The following is a 24622-nucleotide window of genomic DNA, read 5'->3' as shown; positions in this document are numbered from 1 at the left end:
GTGCCGGGGCAATCAAACGGTCATATTTGGCTCCTAGGATCAGAGCCGCTGCACACATGACGAGGGATCGCGTACAGGCTTTCCCCCGTCGAAAACTCCCTCGCGCAGGCGGCCCACCCGCTCGAACCATCGCGACGGGGCGGGCTTTTTGGGTGCGGCACGCCAACGATACCCACTACATATCGCCCTAGCCCGGCGAGCCAAAAAAACATGCACCCAAGACACCACAGCTTTGTTCCGTTACTCACGGCGCTGGCCGCAGCCGCCATGCTGGCCGCCTGCGGCGGCGATGGCGGCGGCACCCCGGCCGCGTCCAATCCCGGTGCCACCCCGGCCACGGTCAGCGGCAGCGTGATGGGCACGGCGCTCAAGAACCCCACTGGCGTCGCCATGTCGTCCGCCGCGGGCGTGGACTACGCCAAGAGCAGCACGGGCGATGACGTCCAGCAGACCATCGTCCCCATCGCCTACGCCAATGCCACCGTGTGCGCCGATACCAACGGCAACGGCGTGTGCGACAACGGCGAGGCCGCCACGCGCACCGGCGCCGATGGCCGCTTCACCCTGGCCACCGCAGCCGCCAGCCTGGTGGCCGTGGTCGGTACGGACGCCACCTACACCGACGCCAGCGGCGCCCCCGCCAAGGTCGCCAGCAAGCTGGTGCTGCGCAGCGCGGCCGAGCAGGCGGAAAATGGCGCTCAGGTAGTCATCAGCCCGTTATCGACGGAAGTGGTGCGCCTGACCGAAGCCGAATCCCTGACCGTGGCCGACGCCAAGACCGCCATCGCCAGCCGCCTGAGCCTCACCGGCGGCACGGCCGATGTCACGGTCAAGGCCGACGACGTACTGGCCCTGCCGGCCAGCGTGGCCGATGCCCACGCCGCCACGGCGCTGCTGACCGAGTCGAACACGCTCGCCGGCCGCTACACCCTGGCCTCGAAGATCCTGGACCGGGGCTTTATCAGTGATGCCGCCACCGATCCGGTCACCACGCTGAAGGCCGCGCAGGACGCCGCGTTCAACCCGGAAGGCATTCCGCGCTATGACCACCTGTTCGTGGTGGTGTTCGAGAACCACAGCAACCAGACCATCGACGATCCGGCCTACCCGAACTTCTACAAGTACCTGAACCAGGAGGGCAACAAGGCGGCCAACTATTTCTCCACCGGCAACCCCAGCGAGCCGAACTACATCTCGCTGGCCAGCGCCGACGACTGGGGCGTGGCCGACGACAACCCCTGGAACTGCCTGCCGGCGGGCGATACCGCCAACCAGCCCACCGACGTCTACCAGCCGCTGGCCGCCTGCAACGCCGACACCAAGGTCCACAACCTCAAGGGCCACCGCAACCTGTTCACGGCGATGTACAACGCCGGCATGGGCACGCGCGTGTACAGCGAGTCGATGGACCCGGGCCAGGACCCGCGCCGGGATGGTGCCGGCAACGCCACCATCACCGCCGTCAACGTGACCTCCGGCGCCGGTGCCACCGAGCCGATGATTTCCAGCCTGTACAAGACCAAGCACCACCCGGCGGTGAACTTCGACGAGGTGCGCAACCGTCCGGACTTCTTCAGGAACCTGAACCGTACCGTGGGCGGCGGCCAGTGGGATGCGGCCATCCAGACCTATGCGCAGGGCCATGGCATCACCTGGAACACCCACCAGTTCGAGGATGACCTGAAGAGCGGCGACATCGGCGCGCTGAACTACATCGTCCCAGACCAGTGCGACGACATCCACGGTACCGGCTCGGCGGTGGCGGACTGCACCTCGGGCGTGCCGGGCATCAAGCGCGGCGACGCCTACGCCAAGTACCTGGTGGAGACCATCAAGGCATCGCCGGTGTGGCAGAACACCAGCCGCCGGTCGGCCATCGTCATGCTGTTCGATGAGGGTTCGAGCTTCTTCGGCAGTTCGTCGTGCTGCGGCTGGAACGTGGGCGGCGGCACCACCAGCGGCGCGCCGCTGGGCGAAGGCATCACCACGGCGATTCCGCGCTACAACGGCGGCAACAAGGGCGATGGTCCGACCATTTTCGGTCTGCTGACCAACCAGCCGGGCGCGCCGAAGCAGGTGATCGACTCGGACGCCTACAGCCACTTCTCGTTCGTGCGCACGATGCAGGACATGTTCGCGCTGGCCGACCCGGGCGTGCCGACGTCGTACATGAACCGCTCGAAGTACACCGAGCAGTACATCGCCCAGAACCTGGCCAACCTGGCCGAGTACTCGGGTAGCGCCAACACCCACTTCGATTCGGTGCGTCCGATGAACCACAACTACGTGGTCAAGGCCGGCGATATCGTCTCGGGCGGCGCCACGCCCGGTGTGAGCGGCAGCGGCACGCTGAGTGGCGGCAACACGGCCAGCGGGCCGGATGCCACGCAGACCAATATCTGGGCGATCAAGTCCTGATGTGGCGGGGCGCCGGGCGCGCGGCGCAGGCCGTCGCCCGGGGCCCCGATCTTCTTATGGTGCGCAACCGGGCCTGGCCCGACTGTGCGCCCGGCTGCCACCGCTGATCCAGACCATGTCCCACTCCATTCTTGCCGCCAGCCTGCTGGCGGCTGCGTGTGCTGTCACGCTCGTCGGCTGCAAGCCGGCGACCGAGACGGCGCCGCACGCTGCCACGCCAGCCCAGGCCGCCGTGCAGACGGTTGCCGCGCCGGCATCGGCGCCGTCATCGCCTCTGTCACCCGCCGCACAACTCGGCGCGAAGCTGTTTTTCGATCCCTCGCTGTCTGGCACGGGCAAGATGTCGTGCGCCACCTGCCACGACCCCAACCACGCCTACGCGCCGGCCAACGACCTCTCCGTGCAGCTGGGCGGCGCCGACGGCAAGGTGCCGGGCACGCGCGCCGTGCCCACGCTGATGTACAAGGAGTACACCAACGCCTACTCGGATACCTTCGAGAACCCCGACATGGTCAGCCCGCCCGGCCCCGGCGGCGGCCTGACCTGGGACGGGCGCGCCAACACCATCGCCGAGCAGGCCGCGATTCCGCTGCTGGCGTCCAACGAGATGGCCAATGCGAGCAAAGCCGCCGTGGTCGAGGCCGTACAGCACGGCGCCCACGCCGACGCCTTCCGCCAGACCTACGGCGCCACCGTGTTCGACGACACCGGGCGGGCCTTCACGCTGGTCGGCGCCGCCCTGCAGGCGTTCCAGGTGGAAGACCGCAGCTTCCACCCCTACAGCAGCAAGTTCGACCGCTACCGCAACAACAAGCTGGGCGGCGCGCTGACCGATGCGGAGATCCGTGGCCTGCGCGTGTTCCTGGACCCCAACAAGGGCAACTGCATGGCCTGTCACCTGATTGGCGGCGGCAACGACGGCAGCCAGGACATGACCAGCGACTACTCGTTCGCCGCGATCGGGGTGCCGCGCAATATGGAGATCCCGGCCAATGCCGATCCGAAGTATTTCGACCTCGGCCTGTGCGGCCCGCTGCGCACCGACCACCGCCCCGGCAAGGACAAGGGCGCGGCGGCCACCTGCGGCATGTTCAAGACGCCGGTGCTGCGCAACGTGGCTACGCGCCACGTGTTCATGCACAACGGGGTGTTCAAGTCGCTGGAGGAGGTGGTGCGCTTCTACAACACCCGGGATACCGCGCCGGAGAAGTGGTATCCGCGCGATGCCAAGGGCCGCGTGAACAAGTTCAACGACTTGCCGGCGCCATACCGCGCCAACCTGGACGACCAGATGCCGCTGGACCTGCGCAAGCCCGGCAGCGCCACGCCGATGACCGACCCCGAGATGCAGGACCTGATCGTTTTCCTGAAGACGCTGACCGATGGCTTCGTGCCGCCGGCGGGCACCGCCGAGAGCGGTCCGCAGGCCCACACGGTGGCGGAAGCCGCTGCCGTGAATGCGGCCGCGAACGCCGCGCACAAGCCAAAGACGCCATGACCCGTTATTTCACCGACACCCAGACCATGAAACCCATTCTTTTCGCCAGCCTTGCCGCGCTGGCCGTGCTCGCCGGCTGCAGCGCCCCGGACGCCCCCAATGAGGCCAATTTCCGCGCCGCGCTGGAGAAGCAGCTCGAAGCGCACGGCGACCTCTGCATCGGCCGCCATCGCTGGCCGGTAGATGTGCCGGACCTGCCCGTGGCGGGGACACTGCGCGACGGCATCCAGATGCCCGCGCTCGAACATGCCGGGCTGGTGGCGCACACCCGCGCGGAAATGACGCTGCGCCACCAGAATGGCGAGACGGAAACCGTGAAGGCGCTGCGCTATGACCTGACCGACAAGGGGCGCGGCTTCGTCAACGCCCATCCCAAGACGGCTGCGAAAGGTGCGGACACCGCCGAGCCGGATCTTTGCTACGGCCACGTCCGCGTGAACAAGGTCACCGGCTGGGATACACCCAAGGCCAGCGGCAGCGGCAGCGACGACAAGCCGGCGCACGCCACCGCCACCGTCCGCTACACCTATATGCTCGATCCGGCCCCCTGGGCCAGTGATGCGGCGGTGCAGGGCGCCTTCCCCGTGCTGGCCCGCGTGGTGCGGGGCAGCGGCACGATGGCGCTGACGCAGCAGTTGGTGGCTACCAGCGGTGGCTGGCAGCCGATGCAATAACGAGGGATCAGGCGTTGACGACGCGGCGCGCGAAGCGCTCCAGGTAGTCCATCAGCCGCTCCGCGCCGTTGGCGGCTTCGGCTTCGTTGCCGCTGGCGATGGCCTGCGCCATGACCAGGTGGGCCTGGGCGCCCTCGGCAATCTCGCCTTCGTGCTGGTAGGCGTACCAGAAGCGCCGGCACTGCACGATCAGCGGGATCACCGCCTTGACCGCCGAGCGGTTGCGGCAGGCCGCGTGGTTCACGTGGTCCAGCGCCTGGTCGGCGGCCATGTATTCGTCGAGGTTGCCGCGCTGGGCGGCCTTGACCATCTTCTGGGCGCAGGCGATCAGCGCCTTGCGCTGGGCGTCGGTGGCGCGGCGCGCGGCGTTGGCGGCAATCAGCCGCTCCAGCACGCGGCGCGTGGCCAGCACGTCCAGATGGTCCATGACGTCGATGGTCGAGACAATCAGCCCGCGCCGGGGCTGCTGGAGCACCAGCCCCATCGACACCATGCGCACCAGCGCCTCCCGCACGGGCGTACGGCCCAGCCCGGTGAGTTCGGCCAGCTCGGCCTCCACCACGGGGCTGCCGGGGGCGATCTCGAGCTTGGAGATCAGCGTCTCGATGCGGTCGTAGGCCACGTCGGCGGCGCGGCGCTTTTCACGATTGTCAGTCTCGGCGCTCTGGTTTCTGGAAGGTGTCGGCATCTCGAACAGGTTGGCAGCGGGGGCGGCGGTCGACATTATGCCGTGACCGCCCCCGCGGGGCTCAGAGCGCTCAGGGCGCTTAGTGCGCTCAGTGCGCTTACAGCGTGGCGCCGATCTTGCGCAGCTCGGGAATCGCCGGGGCCTTGGCCACCCACAGGGCGTCGAACTTCTGGATCGCCGGCGCCGGGTCGTAGTTGGCCACGCTCTTGAAGTGGACCGACGACTGCTTGAGCTTCTCGATCAGCCCCGCCTCCGTGGTGACGATGTCGTTGATCTGCGCGGTCAGGGACTGCGTGACCAGCGCGCGCACGAGGTCCTTGTCCTTCGCGTCCAGCCCTTGCCAGATTCGGCCCGAGACCAGCGGCGCGAACGGCATGAACAGCGCGTTCATCGGCAGCAGGGACTTGGAGATCTTGTCGTAGCGCTGGTTCCAGGACAGTTCGATGTCGGCCTCCAGCCCATCCACCTGGCCATTGGTCATGGCGTCGAACACGGCCGGGGTGGGGATCGGGGTGGGCGCGGCGCCCAGCATCGAATAGAAGTCGCGGTAGACCGGCGTGGGGTTGATGCGCAGTTTCATGCCCTTGAGGTCGTCCGGCGAATTGATGTCGCGCGTGGCGAACACCACCCGCATGCCGGTGATGCCCCAGCCCAGGCCGATGGTGCCGGTTTCGCGCGGCAGGGCGTCCAGCAGCTTCAGGGCCGCCGGCGTGCGCACCAGCTTGGCCACGCTGCTGGTGGAGCGCACCAGGTAGGGCGCGTTGATGGCGGCCACGCTGGACACCCGCGAGCCGAGTTCGGCCGCCTGGATCCAGCCCATGTCGAGCGCGCCGGACTGGAGCTGCTGCATCATCGCGGACTCATTGCCGAGCTGGCCCGAGTGGAACACGGTCACGGTCAGGCGGCCGTCGGTTTCCTTCTTGAGCGACTCGCCGAAGGCCACGGCGGCCCGGTTCCACGAATGGCCGGCGGGCGTGATCAGGCCCAGGCGGAATTCCTTGGTGGTGGCGGCGCGGGTGGTGGAGGTGATGACCATGGGCGCGGCAACGGTGGCCAGCGCGGTGGTCTTGAGGAAACGGCGGCGGGTGATGAGGGTCATGGCGGCTCCAGTGCGGTTCGATGGGTAACGGCGAGGCGGATGGGACAGCAAGGGATCGGGTTGGATCGGGTTGGATCGGGCGGCTAGTCCAGCAGGCCGATGGACAGGCTCGGGAACAGCGAGAGCAGCACCAGGGCCACGCAGCTGATCAGGAAAAAGGGCAGCGTGACCATGAACATCTTCCCCGGCTTGGCGCCGGTGACGGCGGAGGCCACGAAGAAGCTCAGCCCCACGGGCGGGGACATCAGCCCGAGCACGAGGTTGATGACGATGACCACGCCGAAGTGGCGCGGGTCGATGTGGTAGACCTCGGTGGCGATCGGCAGCAGGATCGGCACGGTCATGATCAGCCCCGGAATGCCGTCGATCACCGTGCCGATGATCAGCAGGATCACGTTGGCCAGCAGCAGGAATTCGACCGGGCTGTGGGCGATGGTCTGGATCCAGGCCGCCACCATCTGCGGAATCTTGCCGTAGATCAGCAGCCACGAGAACACGGCGGCAGCCGCCACCAGGAACAGCACGATGGCCGAATAGATGGCCGAGCGCAGCAGGATGGCCGGCATCGTGCGCAGGTCGAACTCCTTGGTCACGTAGCGGCCGACCAGCGCCGCGGCCAGCGCGCCCACGGCGGCGGCTTCGGTGGGATTGGCCACGCCGCCGAGGATGGAGCCGACGATCACCACCGGGATCAGCAGCGTCGGGCTGGCCTGGATCACGGTGGTGGCGCGCTCGCGCAGCGTCTTGCGCGCGCTGCGGGGGTAGTTGTAGAAGACCCCCATGATGGCGATGATGATGAAGAACAGCACCGTCAGCAGCAGCCCGGGCAGGATGCCGGCGATCAGCATGTCGCCCACGGCCACCTGGGCCAGCACGCTGTAGACCACGAACATCACCGAGGGCGGGATGATCGGCCCCAGCATGCCGCCGTAGACGGTCAGCCCGGCCGCGAAGGTCTTGTCGTAGCCCTGTTTCTCCATCTCGGGCACCATCACCTGCGACATGATCGCCACCTGGGCCGTGGCCGAGCCGATGATCGACGACACCAGCATGTTGGCCAGGATGTTGACGTAGGCCAGCCCACCCTTGATCGAGCCGACGAAGGCCATCGACAGGTCGACCAGCCGGCGCGTGATGCCGCCGCTGTTCATGATCTCGCCGATCAGGATGAACAGGGGGATGGCGATCAGGCCGTAGCTGTCCACGCCCGCGAACATCTGCGAGGGGAACGATTGCAGCAGCACGGTGGCGCCGGTGCTGAAGATGAACGCCAGCCCGGCCAGGCACAGGCAGATGCCGATGGGCACGCCAACCAGCATCACGCCGCAGAAGAAGAAGGTTGTCGGCATGTCAGTTCACCGTCTCGGAATTACCCACCTGGAACTCGGGGAAGGTGCGGCGCGGCGCCAGGTCCAGGTCTTCGAGCAGGTTGGCCAGCGCGTGCAGGCTCAGGGTGCAGGAGAACAGCGGCATGATCAGCTGGAGCACCCAGACCGGCCATTCCAGCGTCTGGGTGTGCTCGGTGTAGAGGAAGTTGAACGATTCGGCCGCGTACTCGCGGGCGTCGAAGCCGTAGCGGGCAATGCCGACCGGGTCCATCCAGACCCAGCACATCGCCAGCAGCGCCAGCCCGAACACCAGCACGCCGCCCGTGGCGATGGCCTTGGCGGCGCGGGCGGCCTTCGGGGGCAGGTGCTCGGTGAGCAGCCCCACGGCGAAATCGAGCCGCAGGCGCGTCATGACCGAGGCGCCGACGAAAGTCAGCCACACCACCGCGTAGACCGATGCCTCGTCCACCCAGTACAGCGGCAGCCCTGCGTAGCGCGTGACCACGTTGAGCAGGATCAGCAGCACCAGCAGCGTCATCAGGCCGCCGAGCACGTAGCGCTCCACGGCGAGCACGGCGTCCGAGGCGCGCAGCACCCAGCGTACCGGTCGCGCAACGGTGGCCGTGGCGGGCGCTTCGGCCGCGGTGAGGGAGGAAAGGTCAGGCATGGCAGGCAGACTCCAGGACGAAGGGCGGTCGTGACGATCGCGGACGCGACGGCTGGTGCAAGTTGGATGCCTGCGGCGGCACGGAACCGCCGCAGGCCCGCATCACACCACCGACTGGTACTTCGCCGGCCGCGTCTCCAGCGCCTGGCGCACCACGCGCTCGACGAAGGCGCGCTCCTCGCCCACCAGCGGCAGGCGCGGGCGGCGCATGAACTCGGAGCCCACGCCGACCAGGGTGTCGATCAGCTTGAGGTTCTGCACCAGCTTGTTGGAGACATCGAGGTGGAGCATCGGGGTCATCCACTGGTACAGCTTGAGCGCCTCGGCGAAGTTGCCGGCCTTCATCAGGTCGAACAGCGCCACGGTCTCGCGCGGGAAGGCGCAGCCCACGCCGGCCAGCAGGCCGTCGCAGCCCAGCGCCAGCCCTTCGTAGGCCAGGTCGTCCACGCCCATGAAGATCTGGTAGCGGTCGCCCAGGGTGTTGCGCAGGTCGGTCACGCGGCGGATGTCGCCCGTGCTTTCCTTGATCGCCGCCACCCACTTGCAGTCCGCCAGCTCCACCATGTGCTCGGGCTTGAGGTCCACCCGGTAGGCGACCGGGTTGTTGTAGACCATCACCGGCTTCTGGGCGGCTTCCGCCATGACGCGCACGTTCTGCATCGCTTCGCGGGCATCGGCCACGTAGATCACCGAAGGCATCACCATGAAGCCGGCCACGCCGAGCTTGTTCGCGCCGTCGATATAGCGCAGCGCGTCTCGCGTGCTGGTTTCGGAGACGTTGGCCAGCACCGGGATGCGGCCATCGGCGGCTTCCACGGCGATGCGCGCCACGTCGAGCTTCTCCTCGAGCGACAGCGTGCTGGCCTCGCCCAGCGAACCGCAGGTCACCAGCCCGTGGATGCCATTGCGGATCTGGAATTCGATGTGACGGCTCGTGCCCTCGGCATCGATCCGCTCGTCGGCGTGGAACTTGGTGGTGATAGCGGGGAAGATGCCGGTCCAACGGGGATTGGTGGCGTTGCTCGAATTGGTCGAATTGGTCACAGGGGACTCCTCGGTTGGGTCGGGTTGGGCTCGCAAATATCTGCTTAATATATTTAGGATATCTTCCAGCATTGGTCTAGCAAGAGCAATGCCAGTGAATACCCTGATAGCCGGCGCGCCCGGAATCCGGCTTGGGGGCTGGGATTGGGGGAATGAGGAGGGAAAAATGGACGGAAAGGGGGGAGGGGGGGGCGAACGGGTTCGCCCCGGCGCAGGGCATGCCTTGCACCGCCGGCGGGGCTGGTGCACCGGCACGGACGCGCCGCGTCAGCGCGTCAGGCGGTGCTCGCGGCCACGCGCGCTGGAAGCAGATTCGGTGTCAGCCCGCCAGCGCGAAGCCGTAGAGCGCGGCGGCATTGCGCCAGCGCAAGCCTTCCGTCAGATCCGGCCGCTGTGCGAACCAGGCCATCACCGCGCGGCACTCGTCGGCGCGCGCCGGGGCTTCGTGGTTGGTCCACGGCCAGTCGCTGCCCCAGAGCAGGCGGTCCGGCCCCGCTACTTCGGCCCAATGCGCGGCCAGTGCCGGCCACTGATTAGGGCTGGCCAGCCGGTAGGGCGCGCTGATCTTGATCCAGAGCGGGCGCCGCACGGCCACGGTGCGGGCCGTGTCGAAGACCGGGTCGTCCACGCCGAGCGGGCCGGGGCGGCCGAAGTGATCGAGCACGATGGGGGCTGATGTTTCGCCCATCGCGATGTCGAGCGCGGCCAGCACCGTCGCGCCGTCGCCGTTGTTGGTGTGGAGCTCGACGTGCCAGCCCAGCGCCGCCACGCGCTGGAAGAGCGTGCGCCACGGCGCGGTGTCAATGCGGCGCCAGCCGGCATCGCCATACAGGTTCAGGCGGATGCCCCGGACCCCGGCGGCATCCAGCGTGGCGAGTTCGGCGTCGTTCACGGCGGGATCGACCACCGCCACGCCGCGCAGCCGCCCCGGCATGCGGCCCAGCGCGGCCAGCATGGCCGAGTTGTCGGTGCCCAGGAAGCTGGTCTGGACTACCACGCCGTAGGGGTCCACCGCGTCCACCGGGTCCACCGCCGGGTCGCCCAGCGCGCCGGCCATGGCCAGCCAGTCCGCCAGCGGCGCGGCATAGGGCGGCCGATAGCGCGCCGAGGCCACGGCCACGCCGGCATCGAAGACATGAAAGTGGCAATCCACCAGCGTCTGGCTTGTCGTCATCGGCACGATTCTCCTCTGTGCGGGTTAGCCCCGATATGGCGGGCTGGCCCGGTCCGGGTACTCTAGTCCTCTATAGGAGTGGAATCTAACACGGACACCAGATGCCAGACAATGCCACGCGCCAACCGGCAGCCGCCTCGGCAGGCATGAGCCGCTACGGGCAGATTGCCGCGCAATTGCAGCAGAAGATCGTCACGGGCGAATGGTCGCCGGGCACCGCCATTCCGGCCGAAAGTGCGCTGGCAGTCGAATTCGGCATCGCGCTCGGCACGATCCGGCAGGCGATTGCCGTGCTGGTGCAGCAGGGGCTGCTGGAGCGGGTGCAGGGCAAGGGCACCTTCGTACGCACCGGCCTGACCGGGGGGAGCGGCGCCAGCATGATGCGCTTTTTCCGCTTCCGCTCGGAGGCGGACGCCGATGCGGCGCCCACGGCGGTGCCGCGCTCGGAAATCCTGTCCTGCCGCAGCGTGCGGCTGGATAAGGGCATGGCCAGCCGCTTCGGGCTGGAGGCCGGCGCGCGGGGCCTGGCCATCTCGCGCCGGCGCTGGGTGGCGGACACCCCACGCCTGCTCGAATCGATCTGGCTGCCGTTGCCGCGCTGCGCGGCGTTGCAGGACACCCCGGTGGCCGAGTGGGGCGAGCTGCTCTATCCGCTGCTGAGCCAGCGCTGCGGCATCACCGTGCACCGGGCGATGGACGAGGTGACCTTCCGCCTGCTCGATGCCGAGGAAGCTGACCTGCTCGCGCTGCCGCCCTCCCACCCCTGTGCCCTGGTCACACGCCAGGCGTTCGATATCCAGGGCCAGTGCGTCGAATACCGGCTGACCCGGGGCGATGCCTATGCCTTCCGCTACACGGCCGAGATCCGCTGACCTCCCCCCAAAAACTGATTCGACGGAGACACCCCATGCGTTCCCTGATCCCTCTCACCCTGGCTTGCCTGGCCTTGCAGCCGACCCTGCTGCACGCCGCCGACCCCGCTCAGCCATGGCCCACGCGGCCGCTGACCATCGTGGTCACCTATCCGCCCGGCGGCGGCGCCGACCTGATGGCGCGGCTGATTGCGCCGGGGCTGGGCCGGGAACTCGGCCAGACGGTGATCGTGGAAAACCGCCCCGGGGCGGGCGGGCAGATTGGCGCGTCGTACGTGGCCAAGGCCGCGCCCGATGGCTACACGCTGATGGTGGACGCGTCCTCCTACGCGGTGAACCCAAGCCTCTATCCGCGCCTGCCCTACGACCCCGCCAAGGCGTTCCGGGCGGTGGGCGTGCTGGCGCGCTACCCCAATGTACTGGTCGCCAATCCCGCCTTCCCGGCGACGAACGTCAAGGACGTGCTGGCGCTGGCGAAGCAGAAGCCGGGCACGGTGGCGTTTGCCTCGTCAGGCAACGGCTCGGCGCAGCACCTGTCCGGCGTGCTGTTCGAGCAGCGCGCCAGCGTGGACCTGCTCCACGTGCCATACAAGGGCGGCGGCCCGGCGATGACCGATGTCATTGCCGGGCAGGTGCCGCTGTTCTTCGCCAACGTGGCTTCGAGCCTCCAGCACATCAAGGCAGGCAAGCTGCGGCCGCTGGCGGTGACCAGCCATACGCGCACGTCCGCGCTGCCCAACGTGCCGACCATGCAGGAAGCCGGCGTGGCGGGCTACGAGGTCTATGAATGGAATGCCGCCTTCCTGCCTGCCAACACGCCGGAAGCCGTGGTGGCGCGGCTGTCGGGCGCGCTCCAGAAGGTCATGGGTAGTCCGGAGATCCGCCAGCGCGTGGCCGAGCTGGGCGGCGAGGTGGTAGGCGCCCCGCCGGCCGAGGCGGCGCGCTTTATCGATACCCAGACGCGGCTCTGGGCCAAGGTCATCAAGGACGGCAACGTCAAGCCGGAATAAGCGCCGGCGCGACGTCGTAGAACATTCAAAACGAAGGAGACCCCCATGTCCGCAGATTCCCCCTTTGACGCCGAGCGCCGGCACCTGCTCGGGCTGATGGCCGCGCTGGGCGCCGGCGCGCTGGCGCCCACGCTGGCGCTGGCGCAGGCCTGGCCGTCCAAACCCATCCGGCTGGTGGTGCCGTTTGCGCCGGGCGGCAGTTCCGAGATCGTGGCGCGCTCCACGGCGGCGGAGCTGACCAAGCTGCTCGGCGTATCGGTATTCGTTGAAAACAAGCCGGGCGGGGCGGGCAATATCGCCATGGGGGAGGTGGCGCGGGCCGACGACAACCACACGCTGATCCTCGGCCACATCGGCACGCTGGCGGTCAATCCGTACATCTTCTCCAAGCTGCCGTACGACCCGAACAAGGACTTCCGGCCGATTTCGCTGCTGTCGAAGGTGCCCAGCCTGTACGTGGTGCACCCGGACCTGCCGGCCAGGAACCTCAAGGAATTCGTGGCGCTGGCCAAGAGCAAGCCGGGCAAGCTGAACTACGGCTCGGCGGGCAACGGCAGCGCCGGCCACCTGGCCTTCGAGTACCTGAAGGCGACCACTGGCACTTTCATTACCCACGTGCCGTATCGCGGCAGCGGCCCGCAGATCACCGACCTGCTGTCCGGGCGGCTGGACGCGGCGGCGGTGGGCGCGCCGGCCATCATCCAGTTCATCAAGACGGGCAAGGTGCGCTGTATCGCCACGGGTACGGCGCAGCGCATTCCGCAACTGCCGGACGTGCCGACGGTGGCGGAGCAGGGCTATCCGGGCTTCGAAATGACGCAGTGGTACGGGCTGCTGGCGCCGGCCTCGCTGCCGCAGCCGGCGGTGGCGAAGCTGGCGGAGGCCACGATCAAGGCGGTGAAGAGTCCCACCTCGGTGGAGCGGCTCAGCGCGGACGCGGCGCTGGTGGCGGGCAGCACGCCCGAGGAATTCGCCCGCTTCATCGCGGCCGAGCAGCAACGCTGGAAGCCGATCGTGGCGCGCGCAGGCATCAAGCCGGACTAGGCGTTGCCGCCGTCGCTCCTATACTTCAAGGCACCGGCCCCAGGCCGGTGTCAGGAGGCAATATGGGACGCAAGTACATCGATTGCCGCGACTATCCGAGCGAGAAAAACTGCACTGTGGCGCTTAGCGCCGACAATGAAGACGAATTGCTCGAGGCTGCGGTCCAGCATGCGGTGGCGGTGCATCAGCATCAGGATTCCCCTGAACTGCGCACGCAGCTGAAGTCCTTGTTCAAGGAGGGTGCCCCGCCGGCCTGAGCGCCGGCGGTGTCAAGCGAGAGGCGGGACCGGCCAGCGGCTGATCCCGCACTTCCGGCACGCGGCTAGCGATCCTGATAGGGGTCGTACCAGGCCCTGCGCAGGTGCACATCCCCATCCTGACGATGGATGTGCAACTCGGCGTTCTCGCGCCGGGCCATGTCCCAGCCGGCGGCAATGGCCGCTTCCATGGTCGTGAATCGCTGGGGCTTGAAATCGAGGCCATCAAACTGCAATAACCAGCCAGTCTCCGCGGGCAGAACGCGAATGATGCGCGATTGCATATCGCTTCCCTTTCCAGGATGTTCTTGTTTTCTCCGGACCGCTACGCAGCCCAGCGCAACTCCGCAACTCCGCAACTCCGCAACTCCGCAACCCCGTATTCGCCGCTATTTTCTTTCGAGAAATTTATCGCTAGCCTAGATGCGTACCAAGGTACGGAGTCAAGCGCGATGCATCACACCATGACAATCGGGAAGCTCGCCAAGGCAGCAGGGGTTGGCGTGGAGACGGTGCGTTACTACCATCGGTGCGGGCTGCTGCCGGTGCCGGAGCGCGCCTTTGGCGCCGTTCGCCAGTATTCGGACGAGAGCCTGCAACGGCTTCATTTCATTCGCCGGGCGCAATCGTTCGGCTTCACGCTGGACGAAGTCCGCGTCCTGTTGCGCCAGGACGATGGCGACATGTGCGGCACGGCGCGCGCGCTGGCCGAACACAAGCTCGGGCTTGTGGAAGATCGATTGAAGGATCTGCTACGCCTGCGGGACGAACTGAAGACCCTCATCGCGCAATGCCATGCCAATGGCAGCGGGACGTCCTGCCCCTTGATCGATAGCTTGTCCAACGTCAAACGCTTACCTCCGCCACCCGGGCCCTGAGCCGGGGCGCGGCGAAGTCCAGGAAGGCGCGCAGCTTCAGCGGCAGCAGGCCCTGCCCGGTGTGGACCAGGCTGATGGGCCACGGCGGCGGCTCGAACGCTTCGAGCACGATCTGCAACGCGCCCGCGCGCAGGGCGCCCGCCATCTCATATTCTCGATTTTTGGGAGGGTGATTCCCGATCGTGCCAGATTATCTTTATGGATGGAAGGATCTAGTATCGGGCGAACCCCCTCAATCTGGAGTCCCTCCCGTGTCGACGCTTTCGAACCCTCACCCCCACACCCTGCGGAAATCCGCCTCCGTCAGGCACCTGCCCGTCAACCTGTTCGCGTCGGTGATGGGGATCGCCGGGCTGTCGCTGGCGTGGCGGCAGGCCAGCCGGGCCTTCGGGGCCAGTCCGCTGATCGCCGAAGGCGCCGGCCTGCTGGCGCTGGCTGTGTTCGTCGTGCTGGGCGCCGGTTATCTGGTCAAGGCGGTTCGACTACCCGGCGGCGGAGGCCAGCGAGTACCGGCACCCGGTGGCGGGGAATTTCTTCGGCACCATCACCATCGCCATCACCATCGCCATCCTGCTGCTGTCTACGGTGGTCGCTCCGCTGAGCCAGGCGCTGGCCGAGGGGATGTGGACCGTGGGCACCGTGGCGACCCTCGCCATCTGCTTCGCCAGCTCCAGCCAACATGACCCAGCGCGTGGATACCTTCGCCGCCTTGCTGTTCTACTTCGGTCTGTTCATCTTCCTGGCGCTGGCGCCCAAGGAGTATCGCCATCGTGGTGCTGTTCGTCCGGACGCTGCACATCCTGGTCAACGGCGATTTGCTGGGCGGTTAATCCCGCGCCCGGGGGCTTGCCGGGCCCACTGGCATCTAGACTGATTCCGTTGCAGCTTAACTTTGCGCACTGCGCGAAAAGCCGGGGCCCAAGCAATGGAGGACCCATCATGCACACCGTCGTCAGAACGTATTCAGGAAGCGGCGCCAGCGAGCTATTCGACCTGCTGGCACAACACAAGGACGAGATCGAACCGTTGATGCGGGAAGTTCAGGGCCTGCTCAGCTACACGCTGGTGCGCGGAGACGCCGGCGGCTTTTCGGTGACCACCTGCACCGACAAGGCGGGCACGGACGAAAGCGTCAAGGTCGCCAAGACCTGGATCGCGGAGCACGCCACCGGAATCTCCGTGGGCGCACCGACGATTACCGAAGGTACGGTGATCGTGCAGTCGAAGTGATGGATAGGGGCAGGGTGCGGCGGTTCCTCGAAGGTAGAATCGCCGCCATGACTGGCCCCGATGACACCACCGAGTTCTGGCGCGACCCCGCCATGCCCTGCGTCGAGAGCCGCCGGGCGTGCCAGAGCCGTGCGGCCTATCGGCCGCATAGCCATCCGACCTGGTCGATTGGCGCCGTGGATGGCGGCGCCAGCGCTTTCACGGGCACCGGCCCCGCGCCGGTGACGCTGCACCCCGGAACGCTGGTGATTGTGCCGCCGGGCCACGTTCATGCCTGCAACCCGGCGCCGGACAGCGCCTGGAGCTACCAGATGCTCCATCTTGAGCCCGGCTGGGTCGCCGCGATCTGTGCGGAGGAGGGGGCGGATGCCCTTGGCGCGACGGTTCGGGTGACGCAGCGGCCGGCGCACTACCAGGCGTTCTGCCGGCTCAATGCGCTGCTTTTTTCCGCCGCCAGCATTCCCGAGAAGGAAGCCGCGCTGATTCTCTTTGTGGGCGACGCCCTGCGCCTGGCCGGGCAAGCCATCGACACGAACCCGCCCGGTGCGGCCGTCTGGCGCCAGCGGCTGGCCGCCGTGTTCGCCGCGCTGGCCAACTCGCCCGTGGAGGGCCATCAGCTCGCGGCACTGGCAGAGCTGGCTGGCCTGAGCCGCTACCAGCTGATTCGCGCCTTCCGCCGGGCCACCGGCATGACGCCGCACGCGTGGCAGGTCAACCAGCGCGTCAACATGGCCCGCGAGCACCTGCGGGCCGGCGAGGCGATTGCCGATGTGGCCTACCGGCTTGGTTTTGCGGATCAGAGCCACTTCCAGCGCGTGTTCAAGGCGCACGCCGCCGTGACGCCGGCCCGGTATCGGGCCTGATCGGGCCTGATCCCCCCAATCCTGCAATTTCCTTCAAGACGCGGCCCGTGCGGGGCGGCAGACTCCGCCGGTTTCCTCAGCGAGTCCGCGTCATGCACCTATTCCTCATCGTCGCCACGGCCCACTTTCTGGCGCTGCTGTCGCCCGGCCCCGACTTCTTCCTGATCGCCCGCACCTCACTGGCCGCCGGCTGGCGACGCGCCGCCGGGGCGTGTCTCGGCATTGCGCTGGCCAACGGCGTGTTCATCACCGGGGCATTCGCGGGGGTCTCGGCCATGCAACCAGACAGCGCGCTATTCGGCCTGACGCAACTGGCCGGCGGCCTGTACCTGCTCTATCTCGGCTGGCAGTTCGTGCGGTTCGCCGGGGCCACCCCGCTGGGTGCGGCGAACCAGGGTGGCGGAGCGGCCACCGGCTTGGCGCAGGCGGTGGCCAGCGGCTTCCTGTCCGGCATCCTCAACCCCAAGAACGCCTTGTTCTACGCCAGCCTGGCCGCCATGCTGAGCGGGCCGCACGCCAGCGCGCCGTGGAAGGTGGCGTACGGCGTGTGGATGTTCGCCGCGGTGCTGGGGTGGGACCTGCTGGTCGCGGTGTCCATCGGTCACGCGCGCGTGCTGCGGCGCTTCTCCCGGGCGCTGCCGAAACTGGAACGGGCGGCGGGCGGCATGCTGATCGTGTTCGGGGCGGGGGTGCTCGTGGTGGTGGGCCGGCGGGCAATCGGGGCGATGCAACGGCTTTAACTCGCTTTGCCAAAAGTTTCACTTGCCCGTCAGATTTGGCACTCCATACTGGTTCGACCACGTCTGACTATGGCACGGGAGACTATATGGGGCGGCCGGGACGTTGTGTGAGGACGCGGATCGCACTGGGCGCCGCAGCATTGTTCCCCTCGGCACTGCAAGCGCAGACGTCCATGTGCAGTACGAGTATCAGCGGAACGTTCTCGGTTGGCGTGTTCTGCCAGCCGACAGCGGGTACGGCGGCCAATATCGGCACCCTGACGGGCACCACGTTCAATACGACGGCCGGGGCCAGTATCCGGGCGACCACGTCCGCAGCCAACGCCACGGCAACCGTGGCGGGCACCACCATCATCAACCAGCCGGCGGCGGCCGCGAACGGCGTGACGGCCCAGGTCACCGGCACCGTCACTGCCGGCAATGCCGCCGCGATCCTCGACGGCGGCACCACGTCGATCACCATGCAGGGCGCTGGCCTGGACGGGGTTGGCGTAATCAACCTGAGCCCGGGCAGTTCGACGATTACCGTGACGCCCGGCACGACGCTCAACATCACGAACCGGGTCGGCGGGAACGAGCACGACGGCCTGGACATCACTGCCAACGGCGGCGGCAGCGCCGCCATCGTGCATCAGGGCAGCGGGACCATTTCGACGGTCGGCGGCCACGGCATGAACGTGAAAACCACGGCGACCAGTGCGGGCGCGGTCTCGGCGACGGTCGGCAGCGGCGTGACCTTCCTTATCGACAACACCACGGCAATCGAGGATCCGTCGGACCCGGGTCTCGAGGCGGGCCCCGCCAATCATGCCGGTATACGCGCCTACAGCCCCGGCAGCGGCGCCATCACCATCGACAGCAACGCCACGGTCCGGGCGACCGCGACCAATGCGTTCGGCATCATGACCGATGCCGGTACCGGCACCACCCGCATCCGCAACGGCGGCGCCATCACCACCGACGGGCTGAACGGCTTCGGCATCCGATCCAGCACGCAGGGCGGCGACGTCGCGGTGGTCAACGAGGGCGCCATTTTGGCCACGGGGCAGGCGGGGCATGGCATCTATGTCACATCGGGGCTGACCACATCGGGCTCGCTGTCGGTCGACAACCGGGCGCCGATCACGGTTGGCGCCACGGGGAATGCCGAGGGCTCACGCGGCATCTATATGATCGCCCGGGCTGGCGGGACGGCCACCGTCACGGGCACCGGTGACATTACAGTGTTCGGCAACGCTGCAACGGTGCGCGCCTTCGGCATTACCGTTGGCGCGGAAGCCGGGGCCGTCACCGTCGACTATTCGGGCAACATCACCACCTACGGCGACGGCTCGGCTGCCATTCGCGCGCATTCCGTCAGCGGCAATACGCAGGTGACCTACACCGGTGCCCGCCTCGAAACCTTCAACGGCAATGCCAACGGGATCTACGCCACCACGGGTGCGGCGACCAACACGGTCGGCATCACGGCGCAGGGCACGATCATCACGCACTCGGACAATGGCGGTGGAGAAGGATCCGGCGGCGGTTCGTTCGGTCTGCAAGGCACCAGTCTGGGCGGCGATGTCGACATCAATTTCCTGAGCGGCAGCATCGACGTGAATGGCAGCGGCGCGGCCATCGTGGCGGGCAGCGGCTACAACGGCGGCACTGGGCTGGGGAAAGTCACCGTGCAGAATGCCGGCACGCTGACGGCGCGCGGCAACGCCCAGCGTGGGATCGCCACGCTCTCGGGAACGGGCGCGCAGACCATCATCAATCGCGGCGCGATCCAGACGCTTGGCGCGATCGACGCGCAGGGCATCCTGGCGCGGGGCAGCGGCGCGGCAGCGATGTCCGTCGTCAATGAAGGGGCGATCTCGACCGTCGGGAACAATGCGTCGGGCCTGGAGATCACCTCGGTGGGCGGCGCGGTCGATGTGCAGAACCTCCAGCCGGTTCGGGCGGGATGGGGCACGAGCGCGGGCATCGCCACGGCCGGGCTGACACAGCTCGTGCGGAATGCGTCTTCCATCGAGGCCCTGAGCGATCAGGCCGTGCGTGCCGACAGCAACGGCTCGGCGGGATCGTTCCGGCTCGACAACACTGGCACGATGACGGGTGTTGTCTCGGCGGCAACGTCTGACGTCACGCTCAACAATAGCGGCACGTGGAACCTGCGCAGCTTCGCGGATAGCACGGGAAGCGGCTCGCGGGACAGCTGGAACGTGGCAATCGCCAACCTCGGCACGGGCCTGAACAACACGGTCGATAACGCCGGCACGCTTGCGCTGGCCGCGCAGCCGGTGTCAGGGGCGGGCGGCACGCGGCAACCGGCCGACGCCATCGTCACGTTCAACCCGGCCGGCGCTTATCTGCCGCTGGGCCAGACGGCCAACACGCCGGTAGCCGGCGGCGCGGTGCAGGGGCAGATCCTTGGCGTGCAGACGTTCACCAACAGTGGAACCATCGATCTCACAGGCGGCGGTACGGCGGTCGGCAACGTGCTCTTGATCGGCGGCGGCCAGACGGCGGGGCAGTACGGCGGGGGACGCTATGTCTCCAATGGCGGCACACTGAAGCTCAATGCCGTGCTCAATGAGGGCGGGCCTGCCTCGCGTGCCGACATGCTCGTTGCGGATGCCACGGCGACCGGCTCCGGCGGCGCCACGCGGATTCGGGTCAACAACGTCGGCGGACAGGGTGCGCTCACGGTCGCCAACGGCATTCCGCTCGTGGAAATCCTGAGTCCGGCGGCCAGCGACAGTGCGCCCGGCGCCTTTGCGCTGGATGGCCGCGCCGTGGCCGGCGCCTACGAATACCGGCTGTTCCAGGGCGCGCCGGATGGCAGCGCCGCAAACGTCTGGTATCTGCGGTCCGAACAGGACCCAGGCCCGACCCCGCCTCCAACGCCGGCCGGCGCGCTCTATCGCCCCGAGGTGGCGGCCTACCTGGCCAACCAGCGCCTGGCCGGGCAGATGTTTGTCCATAGCCTGCATGACCGGCTGGGCGAGCCGCAGTATGTAGAAGGACAGGATTTCGACCGCGAGAACGACAAGCCGCGCTCAGGCTGGTTGCGCGCGGTAGGCAAGTGGGAGGGCAGCCACAGCAGCAATGGCGTGTTCAAGACCAGCACGGACGCCTTCCTGCTCCAGGGCGGCGCCGAACTGGCCAAGTGGAAGGTCTTCGGCGAAGCCGCGCGCGCGCACCTCGGCCTGATGGGCAGCTACGGCAACGCCTGGACGGACGCGCAAGCGCAGGGCAACGCCTTCCGAGCCAAGGGGCGGGTAGAAGGGTGGAGCGTGGGCGCCTACGGCACCTGGTACCAGAATGACGAACACAAGCTCGGCGCCTACGTGGACACCTGGTTCCAGTACGGCTGGTTCACCAATCGCGTGGAGGGCGACCTGCTGCCGGTGGTCCGCTACCACGCGCAGGGCTTCGCCGTATCGGCGGAGGGCGGTTACGCCATGCCACTGCGCCACGATTGGGTCATCGAGCCGCAGGGCCAGTTGATCTACGTCGGCTACAGTGAGGACGACATCACGGAGCCGAATGGCACGCGCGTGAGCGGGGCGGATTCGCACGGCTGGATCACGCGGCTCGGGGCGCGACTGCATCGCACCTATGTGCGCGATGACGCGCGCAAATGGCAGCCGTACCTGACCCTCAACTGGTGGCATACCAGCGTGGGCAGCAACGTGTCGTTCAATCAGCTTCCCGTGGGGAGCATGTACCCGGACAATCGGTACGAAGTGAAAATCGGCGTCAATGTGGACTTCCGCAAACGCTGGACCGGCTGGACCAATGTCTCGGGCGCGTGGGGCGCGCAGAGCTTCTACCAATATGTGGTGCGCGCGGGGGTGAAGTACACGTGGTAGGGGGTCTTCAGCCTCAAGACAGGATCATGATGATGACCATCCCCGAGATCGTGAGGAGCGTGTTGCCGACGGCATAGCACACCGTATAGCCGAGACCCGGAACCTGACTCTGTGCCACTTCGCAGATCATGCCCAGTGCCGCCGTGGTGGCCCGGGCGCCGGCGCAAGCCCCCAGCAGGATGGCCGGGTGAAAGCGGAATACGTACTTGGCCAGGAACATGCTGACCAGCAACGGCACAGTGGTAGCGAAGATGCCCCAGAGCAGCAGGCTGATGCCGAGCTTCTGCAGGCCCGCGATGAAGCCCGGACCGGCGGAGATGCCCACCACGGCGATGAAGACGTTCAGGCCGACCGAACTCATGAACCAGATCGTGGGCTCGGGAATCTGGCCGAACGTTGGCCGTATCGCCCGGATCCACCCGAACAGCAATCCAGCGATGAGCGTGCCGCCGGCGGTGGAAATCGTCAGTGGGATGCTGCCCAGCCTCAGCACGGCCGCGCCCACCAGCGCACCGATCAGGATGGCCAGCGACATGGAGGCCACATCCGTCACTTTGGTCGGGCGGTCGATGTAACCCAGTTGCCGGGCCGCAGCGTTGATGTCCTGGGTTCGGCCCACCACCGTGATCACGTCACCACGGTAAAGCTTGGTCTTCGGCAATAGCGGAATGCCGGTTTCGGTCGGCCCCCGCTTGATGTGCTTGAGAAACACCCCACGCGCTCCCGGCCAGCGGGCCAGTTCGCGGAGCGTGCGGCCATCCACCGCCTTGTTGGTGACATAGATGTCGACCCCCTCGGTCTGCACATCGAGGAGTTCGGCATCCTCGACCTCCAGGGACATCGGCCCCATCCGTTCGATCAGCTGGTCACGCTTGCCGCCAATTGCGACGATATCGCCGGGCGCCAGCTTTGTGTCCATCGCCGGTTCGATGATCCCGCCATCGCGCCGAATGCGCTCGATGAAGGCGCGATGGCCCTCCGGGGTGTGGGCTTCCAGGTCTGCAACCGTCCTGCCGATGAACGGACTGTCCGCCCCAACGCGATAAGCGCGGATCTCGAAGTCATGCCATTCCGTCCCCGCTTCGGCGGCTTCTCCTGCGCCGAGTTCCCGCTCGTAGTCCTTGCATGCGGCAACAAGATCGATTCCCAGCAGCTTTGGCCCGAGCTGCGCGAGGATCAGGGCTGACCCCACCGTGCCAAAGATATAGGTAACGGCATAGGCGATGGGCATGCTCTCCAGCAGTTCGCGGGTCTCGTCCGGCGGCAGGCCGAGGCGGTTGATGGCATCGGTGGCCAGGCCCATCGAGGCGGAGATGGTCTGCGATCCCGCGAACAATCCGGCCGCCGAGCCCAGGCTGTAGTGGGCCATGACCGCCGCCCCGGTCACGGCAGCCAGGGAGAGCAGGCATGACACGGCCGCAAAAATGACCTGGGGCACGCCGTCACGGGCGATGCCACGCACGAATTGCGGGCCGACGCTATACCCCACGGCGAAGAGGAACATCAGGAAGAACACAGCCTTGACGTTGGGTGAGATGGTGACGCCGAGCGTGCCGATGGCGATGGCGACGAGCAGGGTTGCAGTGACCGCGCCAAGGCTGAAGCCCTTGAAGCTCTTGCCCCCCACCCAGTAGCCAATGCACAGCGCGAGGAAGATGGCGATCTCCGGATACGCCTTTAACGTCGATGCGAGCCAGGACATGGTGATACTCCATTGTCAGCAAGGGATACGGCGTGGATTCCATCTCTTCGTCCAGAACCACGCGGGACTGTGCGCCGGCTCCCAAGCGACGCTCATTGGGCTCGAAGCGATTCGGCGAGCCGGAGGAGGTTGTGCGGGTCCACCCGGATCAGGCCGCCGCGCGGGCTATCGATGTCCGCGATCAGCATGAACGACGCCGCGACAACCAGTGGCAGCACGAACAGCATCCTTCGCTCCGAGCGCGACTTCCTGACTGCGTATCCGATGAGTACATTGCTGCAGATCGCAACCAGCAGCATGAACAACCACGCGGCACTCGGAATGCGGTTCCACCACGCTGCCTGCGTGTAGCCTTCGCTGTTCAGTACATCGTTCATTCCCGCCGCCACCAGCGCGAGGACCACATTTGGTTCGGCGATGGCGTTCCGCTGCACGATGGTCCAGAGCTGCGTCTGCAATGCCGAAGTCTCGGCATTGGCGTGTTGGAGTTGCGTAGCGTCACGGATCGTGTAAAAGCGCAGCCGCTGGTCCAGATACAGCCTGAGCAGGTTACGAGTCTTCTCTGCGTCCTCACCAGGCAGAAATCCCGCGCGGAGGAATTCCGTGCCGATGGCGTTGGCTTCCGCTTCCTCGTAGTTCTTGCGCAAATCGTAGCGATTCACCGCCATGGCGAAGCTGAAGCCAATCAGCAAGGCCAGCAGTGTCAGCACGGAACCCTGGATGACGCCGTCGCTCGAATCGGATCGCTCTGCTGCATCGCGCTCCTGAAACAGCAGGCGCGAGCCGAGCCATTCGGCCAACCATAACGTGATGAGTGTGATCAGGAACACCAGTAGCGGGTAATCCTTGACGACCAGTTCCACGGTCTTCTCCGATAAACGAGAGCGTCTCAGCGCGCGCGGGGAAATAGATTGACCACCCGATTGGCCAGGGCGCGTGCCACGGCGTACGGGAGGCAGATCAGTACTGGCCCGAGCACGGCCGCCGCACCGGGATGCACCACACCATAAATAAGCAGTTGCGCCAGGGCATCCAGCGTAATGCCCATGGCCAGCAAGTCGCGTACTGCAGACAAGCCGCTGCGCAGCAGATCCTTGCGATGCGCGGCATCGGTGACCAGGGCATGGATATAGGGGAGGCGTCCCGCATGAGCATCGCGCCACCCGGCACGAACGCCGAGAATGACGGCAATCAGCGGTTGCAGGACAAAACGCATCCGGCCAGGGCCCGTGAGACGTTGCGGCAGCTCCTCAAGAAACTGGTGCGAGAAGAGATAGATTCTCCCGGTCTCGAACGTCTCGCGCACGGCCGACGGCAGCGCAGCTACGAGGATCAGTACGGCGATGACAGTCAGGACAGTGCTGACCTTCCTGCGCTCGATATTCATAAGGCCTCGCCAGATGCGTAAGACTCCCCCTTCACAGATAAGGAAAGGCGATTATCTCCATCCGCCATTGCGCTATATCAACCTGTTCGCGCGAAGTGCGCTGGAATTGCTCAGTCGTCTTCTTGTCGGGTATCCGACACGCAAGGGCGAGCCGCCCTGCCATTTTTGTTGATCTGCAGCAAGCATTTC

The 24622-nt window shown here is 67.0% G+C and carries 24 protein-coding genes; 13 read left to right on the top strand and 11 right to left on the bottom strand.

Annotated features, from left to right (window positions below):
- The first annotated feature begins 210 nt into the window (after positions 1-210).
- The 3 genes from KHO18_RS00835 to KHO18_RS00825 all read left to right on the top strand — a co-directional run bounded on the left by KHO18_RS00835 (position 211) and on the right by KHO18_RS00825 (position 4590).
- On the top strand, positions 211-2418 hold the full coding sequence (locus KHO18_RS00835) for an alkaline phosphatase family protein (protein WP_211942602.1): 2208 nt from the start codon (positions 211-213) through the stop codon (positions 2416-2418).
- 115 nt (positions 2419-2533) lie between these two features.
- Positions 2534-3916, top strand: a complete 1383-nt coding sequence (locus tag KHO18_RS00830; RefSeq protein WP_211942601.1) for a cytochrome-c peroxidase — start codon at positions 2534-2536, stop codon at positions 3914-3916.
- A 26-nt stretch (positions 3917-3942) separates the two neighbouring features.
- A complete protein-coding gene (locus KHO18_RS00825; RefSeq protein WP_211942600.1) occupies positions 3943-4590 on the top strand; it encodes a hypothetical protein in 648 nt (215 codons plus the stop codon).
- Between the two features lie 7 nt (positions 4591-4597).
- Here the strand turns inward: KHO18_RS00825 and KHO18_RS00820 are convergent, their stop codons facing one another.
- From KHO18_RS00820 to KHO18_RS00795, 6 genes are all read right to left on the bottom strand, one after another.
- On the bottom strand, positions 4598-5278 hold the full coding sequence (locus KHO18_RS00820; RefSeq protein ID WP_211942672.1) for a GntR family transcriptional regulator: 681 nt from the start codon (positions 5276-5278) through the stop codon (positions 4598-4600).
- A gap of 97 nt (positions 5279-5375) precedes the next feature.
- Positions 5376-6377 (bottom strand): TRAP transporter substrate-binding protein, encoded by a 1002-nt coding sequence (locus tag KHO18_RS00815; RefSeq protein WP_211942599.1) that lies wholly within the window; start codon positions 6375-6377, stop codon positions 5376-5378.
- 83 nt (positions 6378-6460) lie between these two features.
- Entirely contained in the window at positions 6461-7726 is a 1266-nt protein-coding gene (locus KHO18_RS00810) for a TRAP transporter large permease (RefSeq protein ID WP_144198330.1), read from the bottom strand.
- 1 nt (position 7727) lies between these two features.
- Positions 7728-8372, bottom strand: coding sequence for a TRAP transporter small permease (locus tag KHO18_RS00805; RefSeq protein ID WP_211942598.1), 645 nt, complete (start codon positions 8370-8372; stop codon positions 7728-7730).
- Between the two features lie 102 nt (positions 8373-8474).
- Positions 8475-9416: a dihydrodipicolinate synthase family protein gene (locus KHO18_RS00800; protein WP_244844420.1), complete on the bottom strand. Its 942-nt coding sequence runs from the start codon at positions 9414-9416 to the stop codon at positions 8475-8477.
- A 319-nt stretch (positions 9417-9735) separates the two neighbouring features.
- Positions 9736-10590 carry an amidohydrolase family protein gene (locus tag KHO18_RS00795; protein WP_144198333.1) on the bottom strand — a complete coding sequence of 285 codons (855 nt, stop codon included), beginning with the start codon at positions 10588-10590 and terminating at the stop codon, positions 9736-9738.
- Positions 10591-10691: 101 nt separating this feature from the next.
- Between KHO18_RS00795 and KHO18_RS00790 the strand changes: the two genes are divergently transcribed.
- The 4 genes from KHO18_RS00790 (at position 10692) to KHO18_RS00775 (ending at position 13773) form a co-directional block, all read left to right on the top strand.
- Positions 10692-11462: a GntR family transcriptional regulator gene (locus KHO18_RS00790; protein WP_211942596.1), complete on the top strand. Its 771-nt coding sequence runs from the start codon at positions 10692-10694 to the stop codon at positions 11460-11462.
- Positions 11463-11497: 35 nt separating this feature from the next.
- The gene (locus tag KHO18_RS00785) at positions 11498-12472 is read left to right on the top strand and encodes a tripartite tricarboxylate transporter substrate binding protein (protein ID WP_211942595.1); all 975 of its coding nucleotides are present in this window, start codon (positions 11498-11500) and stop codon (positions 12470-12472) included.
- A gap of 45 nt (positions 12473-12517) precedes the next feature.
- On the top strand, positions 12518-13516 hold the full coding sequence (locus KHO18_RS00780; RefSeq protein WP_211942594.1) for a Bug family tripartite tricarboxylate transporter substrate binding protein: 999 nt from the start codon (positions 12518-12520) through the stop codon (positions 13514-13516).
- A 62-nt stretch (positions 13517-13578) separates the two neighbouring features.
- Positions 13579-13773 (top strand): DUF1059 domain-containing protein, encoded by a 195-nt coding sequence (locus KHO18_RS00775; RefSeq protein WP_092296395.1) that lies wholly within the window; start codon positions 13579-13581, stop codon positions 13771-13773.
- A 65-nt stretch (positions 13774-13838) separates the two neighbouring features.
- On the opposite strand, the gene KHO18_RS00770 is transcribed toward KHO18_RS00775, so the two are convergent.
- A complete protein-coding gene (locus KHO18_RS00770) occupies positions 13839-14057 on the bottom strand; it encodes a DUF2188 domain-containing protein (RefSeq protein ID WP_211942593.1) in 219 nt (72 codons plus the stop codon).
- Between the two features lie 168 nt (positions 14058-14225).
- Between KHO18_RS00770 and KHO18_RS00765 the strand changes: the two genes are divergently transcribed.
- On the top strand, positions 14226-14651 hold the full coding sequence (locus tag KHO18_RS00765) for a MerR family transcriptional regulator (protein ID WP_144198338.1): 426 nt from the start codon (positions 14226-14228) through the stop codon (positions 14649-14651).
- Here KHO18_RS00765 and KHO18_RS00760 read toward each other — a convergent pair.
- On the bottom strand, positions 14620-14796 hold the full coding sequence (locus KHO18_RS00760) for a type 2 periplasmic-binding domain-containing protein (RefSeq protein WP_144198339.1): 177 nt from the start codon (positions 14794-14796) through the stop codon (positions 14620-14622). The two genes, KHO18_RS00765 and KHO18_RS00760, sit on opposite strands and share 32 nt — an antisense overlap.
- A gap of 106 nt (positions 14797-14902) precedes the next feature.
- Here KHO18_RS00760 and KHO18_RS00755 point away from each other — a divergent pair, with 106 nt between their 5' ends.
- From KHO18_RS00755 to KHO18_RS00735, 5 genes are all read left to right on the top strand, one after another.
- Positions 14903-15334, top strand: a complete 432-nt coding sequence (locus KHO18_RS00755; RefSeq protein ID WP_244844417.1) for an SLAC1 family transporter — start codon at positions 14903-14905, stop codon at positions 15332-15334.
- Between the two features lie 256 nt (positions 15335-15590).
- Positions 15591-15881, top strand: a complete 291-nt coding sequence (locus tag KHO18_RS00750) for a hypothetical protein (protein WP_092296383.1) — start codon at positions 15591-15593, stop codon at positions 15879-15881.
- Between the two features lie 47 nt (positions 15882-15928).
- Positions 15929-16744 carry an AraC family transcriptional regulator gene (locus KHO18_RS00745; protein ID WP_144198340.1) on the top strand — a complete coding sequence of 272 codons (816 nt, stop codon included), beginning with the start codon at positions 15929-15931 and terminating at the stop codon, positions 16742-16744.
- 92 nt (positions 16745-16836) lie between these two features.
- Complete coding sequence (locus tag KHO18_RS00740) at positions 16837-17484, top strand: LysE family translocator (RefSeq protein ID WP_144198341.1); 648 nt, start codon at positions 16837-16839, stop codon at positions 17482-17484.
- Between the two features lie 173 nt (positions 17485-17657).
- Positions 17658-21344, top strand: a complete 3687-nt coding sequence (locus KHO18_RS00735; protein WP_244844415.1) for an autotransporter outer membrane beta-barrel domain-containing protein — start codon at positions 17658-17660, stop codon at positions 21342-21344.
- A gap of 13 nt (positions 21345-21357) precedes the next feature.
- Here KHO18_RS00735 and aspT read toward each other — a convergent pair whose 3' ends face one another.
- The 3 genes from aspT to KHO18_RS00720 all read right to left on the bottom strand — a co-directional run bounded on the left by aspT (position 21358) and on the right by KHO18_RS00720 (position 24433).
- Positions 21358-23046, bottom strand: a complete 1689-nt coding sequence (gene aspT / locus KHO18_RS00730; RefSeq protein WP_211942592.1) for an aspartate-alanine antiporter — start codon at positions 23044-23046, stop codon at positions 21358-21360.
- 92 nt (positions 23047-23138) lie between these two features.
- On the bottom strand, positions 23139-23909 hold the full coding sequence (locus tag KHO18_RS00725; RefSeq protein WP_244844414.1) for a bestrophin-like domain: 771 nt from the start codon (positions 23907-23909) through the stop codon (positions 23139-23141).
- Positions 23910-23935: 26 nt separating this feature from the next.
- On the bottom strand, positions 23936-24433 hold the full coding sequence (locus tag KHO18_RS00720) for a hypothetical protein (RefSeq protein ID WP_186296862.1): 498 nt from the start codon (positions 24431-24433) through the stop codon (positions 23936-23938).
- Positions 24434-24622: the final 189 nt, after the last annotated feature.

Origin of the sequence: Cupriavidus campinensis (assembly GCF_905397395.1) — a bacterium.
In the GTDB taxonomy this organism is placed as follows: domain Bacteria; phylum Pseudomonadota; class Gammaproteobacteria; order Burkholderiales; family Burkholderiaceae; genus Cupriavidus; species Cupriavidus campinensis.
Note: the sequence above shows the minus strand (reverse complement) of the source record. Positions and strands in the feature narration are given on the sequence as shown.

What these genes read in the sequence shown, in the direction of transcription:
- KHO18_RS00830 (WP_211942601.1), top strand. Translation starts at nt 2,534, where the DNA reads ATGTCCCACTCCATTCTTGCCGCCAGCCTGCTGGCGGCTGCGTGTGCT.
- KHO18_RS00720 (WP_186296862.1), bottom strand. Translation starts at nt 24,433, where the DNA reads ATGAATATCGAGCGCAGGAAGGTCAGCACTGTCCTGACTGTCATCGCC.
- KHO18_RS00825 (WP_211942600.1), top strand. Translation starts at nt 3,943, where the DNA reads ATGAAACCCATTCTTTTCGCCAGCCTTGCCGCGCTGGCCGTGCTCGCC.
- KHO18_RS00770 (WP_211942593.1), bottom strand. Translation starts at nt 14,057, where the DNA reads ATGCAATCGCGCATCATTCGCGTTCTGCCCGCGGAGACTGGCTGGTTA.
- KHO18_RS00775 (WP_092296395.1), top strand. Translation starts at nt 13,579, where the DNA reads ATGGGACGCAAGTACATCGATTGCCGCGACTATCCGAGCGAGAAAAAC.
- KHO18_RS00810 (WP_144198330.1), bottom strand. Translation starts at nt 7,726, where the DNA reads ATGCCGACAACCTTCTTCTTCTGCGGCGTGATGCTGGTTGGCGTGCCC.
- KHO18_RS00740 (WP_144198341.1), top strand. Translation starts at nt 16,837, where the DNA reads ATGCACCTATTCCTCATCGTCGCCACGGCCCACTTTCTGGCGCTGCTG.
- KHO18_RS00745 (WP_144198340.1), top strand. Translation starts at nt 15,929, where the DNA reads ATGACTGGCCCCGATGACACCACCGAGTTCTGGCGCGACCCCGCCATG.
- KHO18_RS00760 (WP_144198339.1), bottom strand. Translation starts at nt 14,796, where the DNA reads ATGGCGGGCGCCCTGCGCGCGGGCGCGTTGCAGATCGTGCTCGAAGCG.
- KHO18_RS00785 (WP_211942595.1), top strand. Translation starts at nt 11,498, where the DNA reads ATGCGTTCCCTGATCCCTCTCACCCTGGCTTGCCTGGCCTTGCAGCCG.
- KHO18_RS00835 (WP_211942602.1), top strand. Translation starts at nt 211, where the DNA reads ATGCACCCAAGACACCACAGCTTTGTTCCGTTACTCACGGCGCTGGCC.
- KHO18_RS00795 (WP_144198333.1), bottom strand. Translation starts at nt 10,590, where the DNA reads ATGACGACAAGCCAGACGCTGGTGGATTGCCACTTTCATGTCTTCGAT.
- KHO18_RS00815 (WP_211942599.1), bottom strand. Translation starts at nt 6,377, where the DNA reads ATGACCCTCATCACCCGCCGCCGTTTCCTCAAGACCACCGCGCTGGCC.
- KHO18_RS00780 (WP_211942594.1), top strand. Translation starts at nt 12,518, where the DNA reads ATGTCCGCAGATTCCCCCTTTGACGCCGAGCGCCGGCACCTGCTCGGG.
- KHO18_RS00790 (WP_211942596.1), top strand. Translation starts at nt 10,692, where the DNA reads ATGCCAGACAATGCCACGCGCCAACCGGCAGCCGCCTCGGCAGGCATG.
- KHO18_RS00805 (WP_211942598.1), bottom strand. Translation starts at nt 8,372, where the DNA reads ATGCCTGACCTTTCCTCCCTCACCGCGGCCGAAGCGCCCGCCACGGCC.
- KHO18_RS00750 (WP_092296383.1), top strand. Translation starts at nt 15,591, where the DNA reads ATGCACACCGTCGTCAGAACGTATTCAGGAAGCGGCGCCAGCGAGCTA.
- aspT (WP_211942592.1), bottom strand. Translation starts at nt 23,046, where the DNA reads ATGTCCTGGCTCGCATCGACGTTAAAGGCGTATCCGGAGATCGCCATC.
- KHO18_RS00735 (WP_244844415.1), top strand. Translation starts at nt 17,658, where the DNA reads ATGTGCAGTACGAGTATCAGCGGAACGTTCTCGGTTGGCGTGTTCTGC.
- KHO18_RS00820 (WP_211942672.1), bottom strand. Translation starts at nt 5,278, where the DNA reads ATGCCGACACCTTCCAGAAACCAGAGCGCCGAGACTGACAATCGTGAA.
- KHO18_RS00765 (WP_144198338.1), top strand. Translation starts at nt 14,226, where the DNA reads ATGCATCACACCATGACAATCGGGAAGCTCGCCAAGGCAGCAGGGGTT.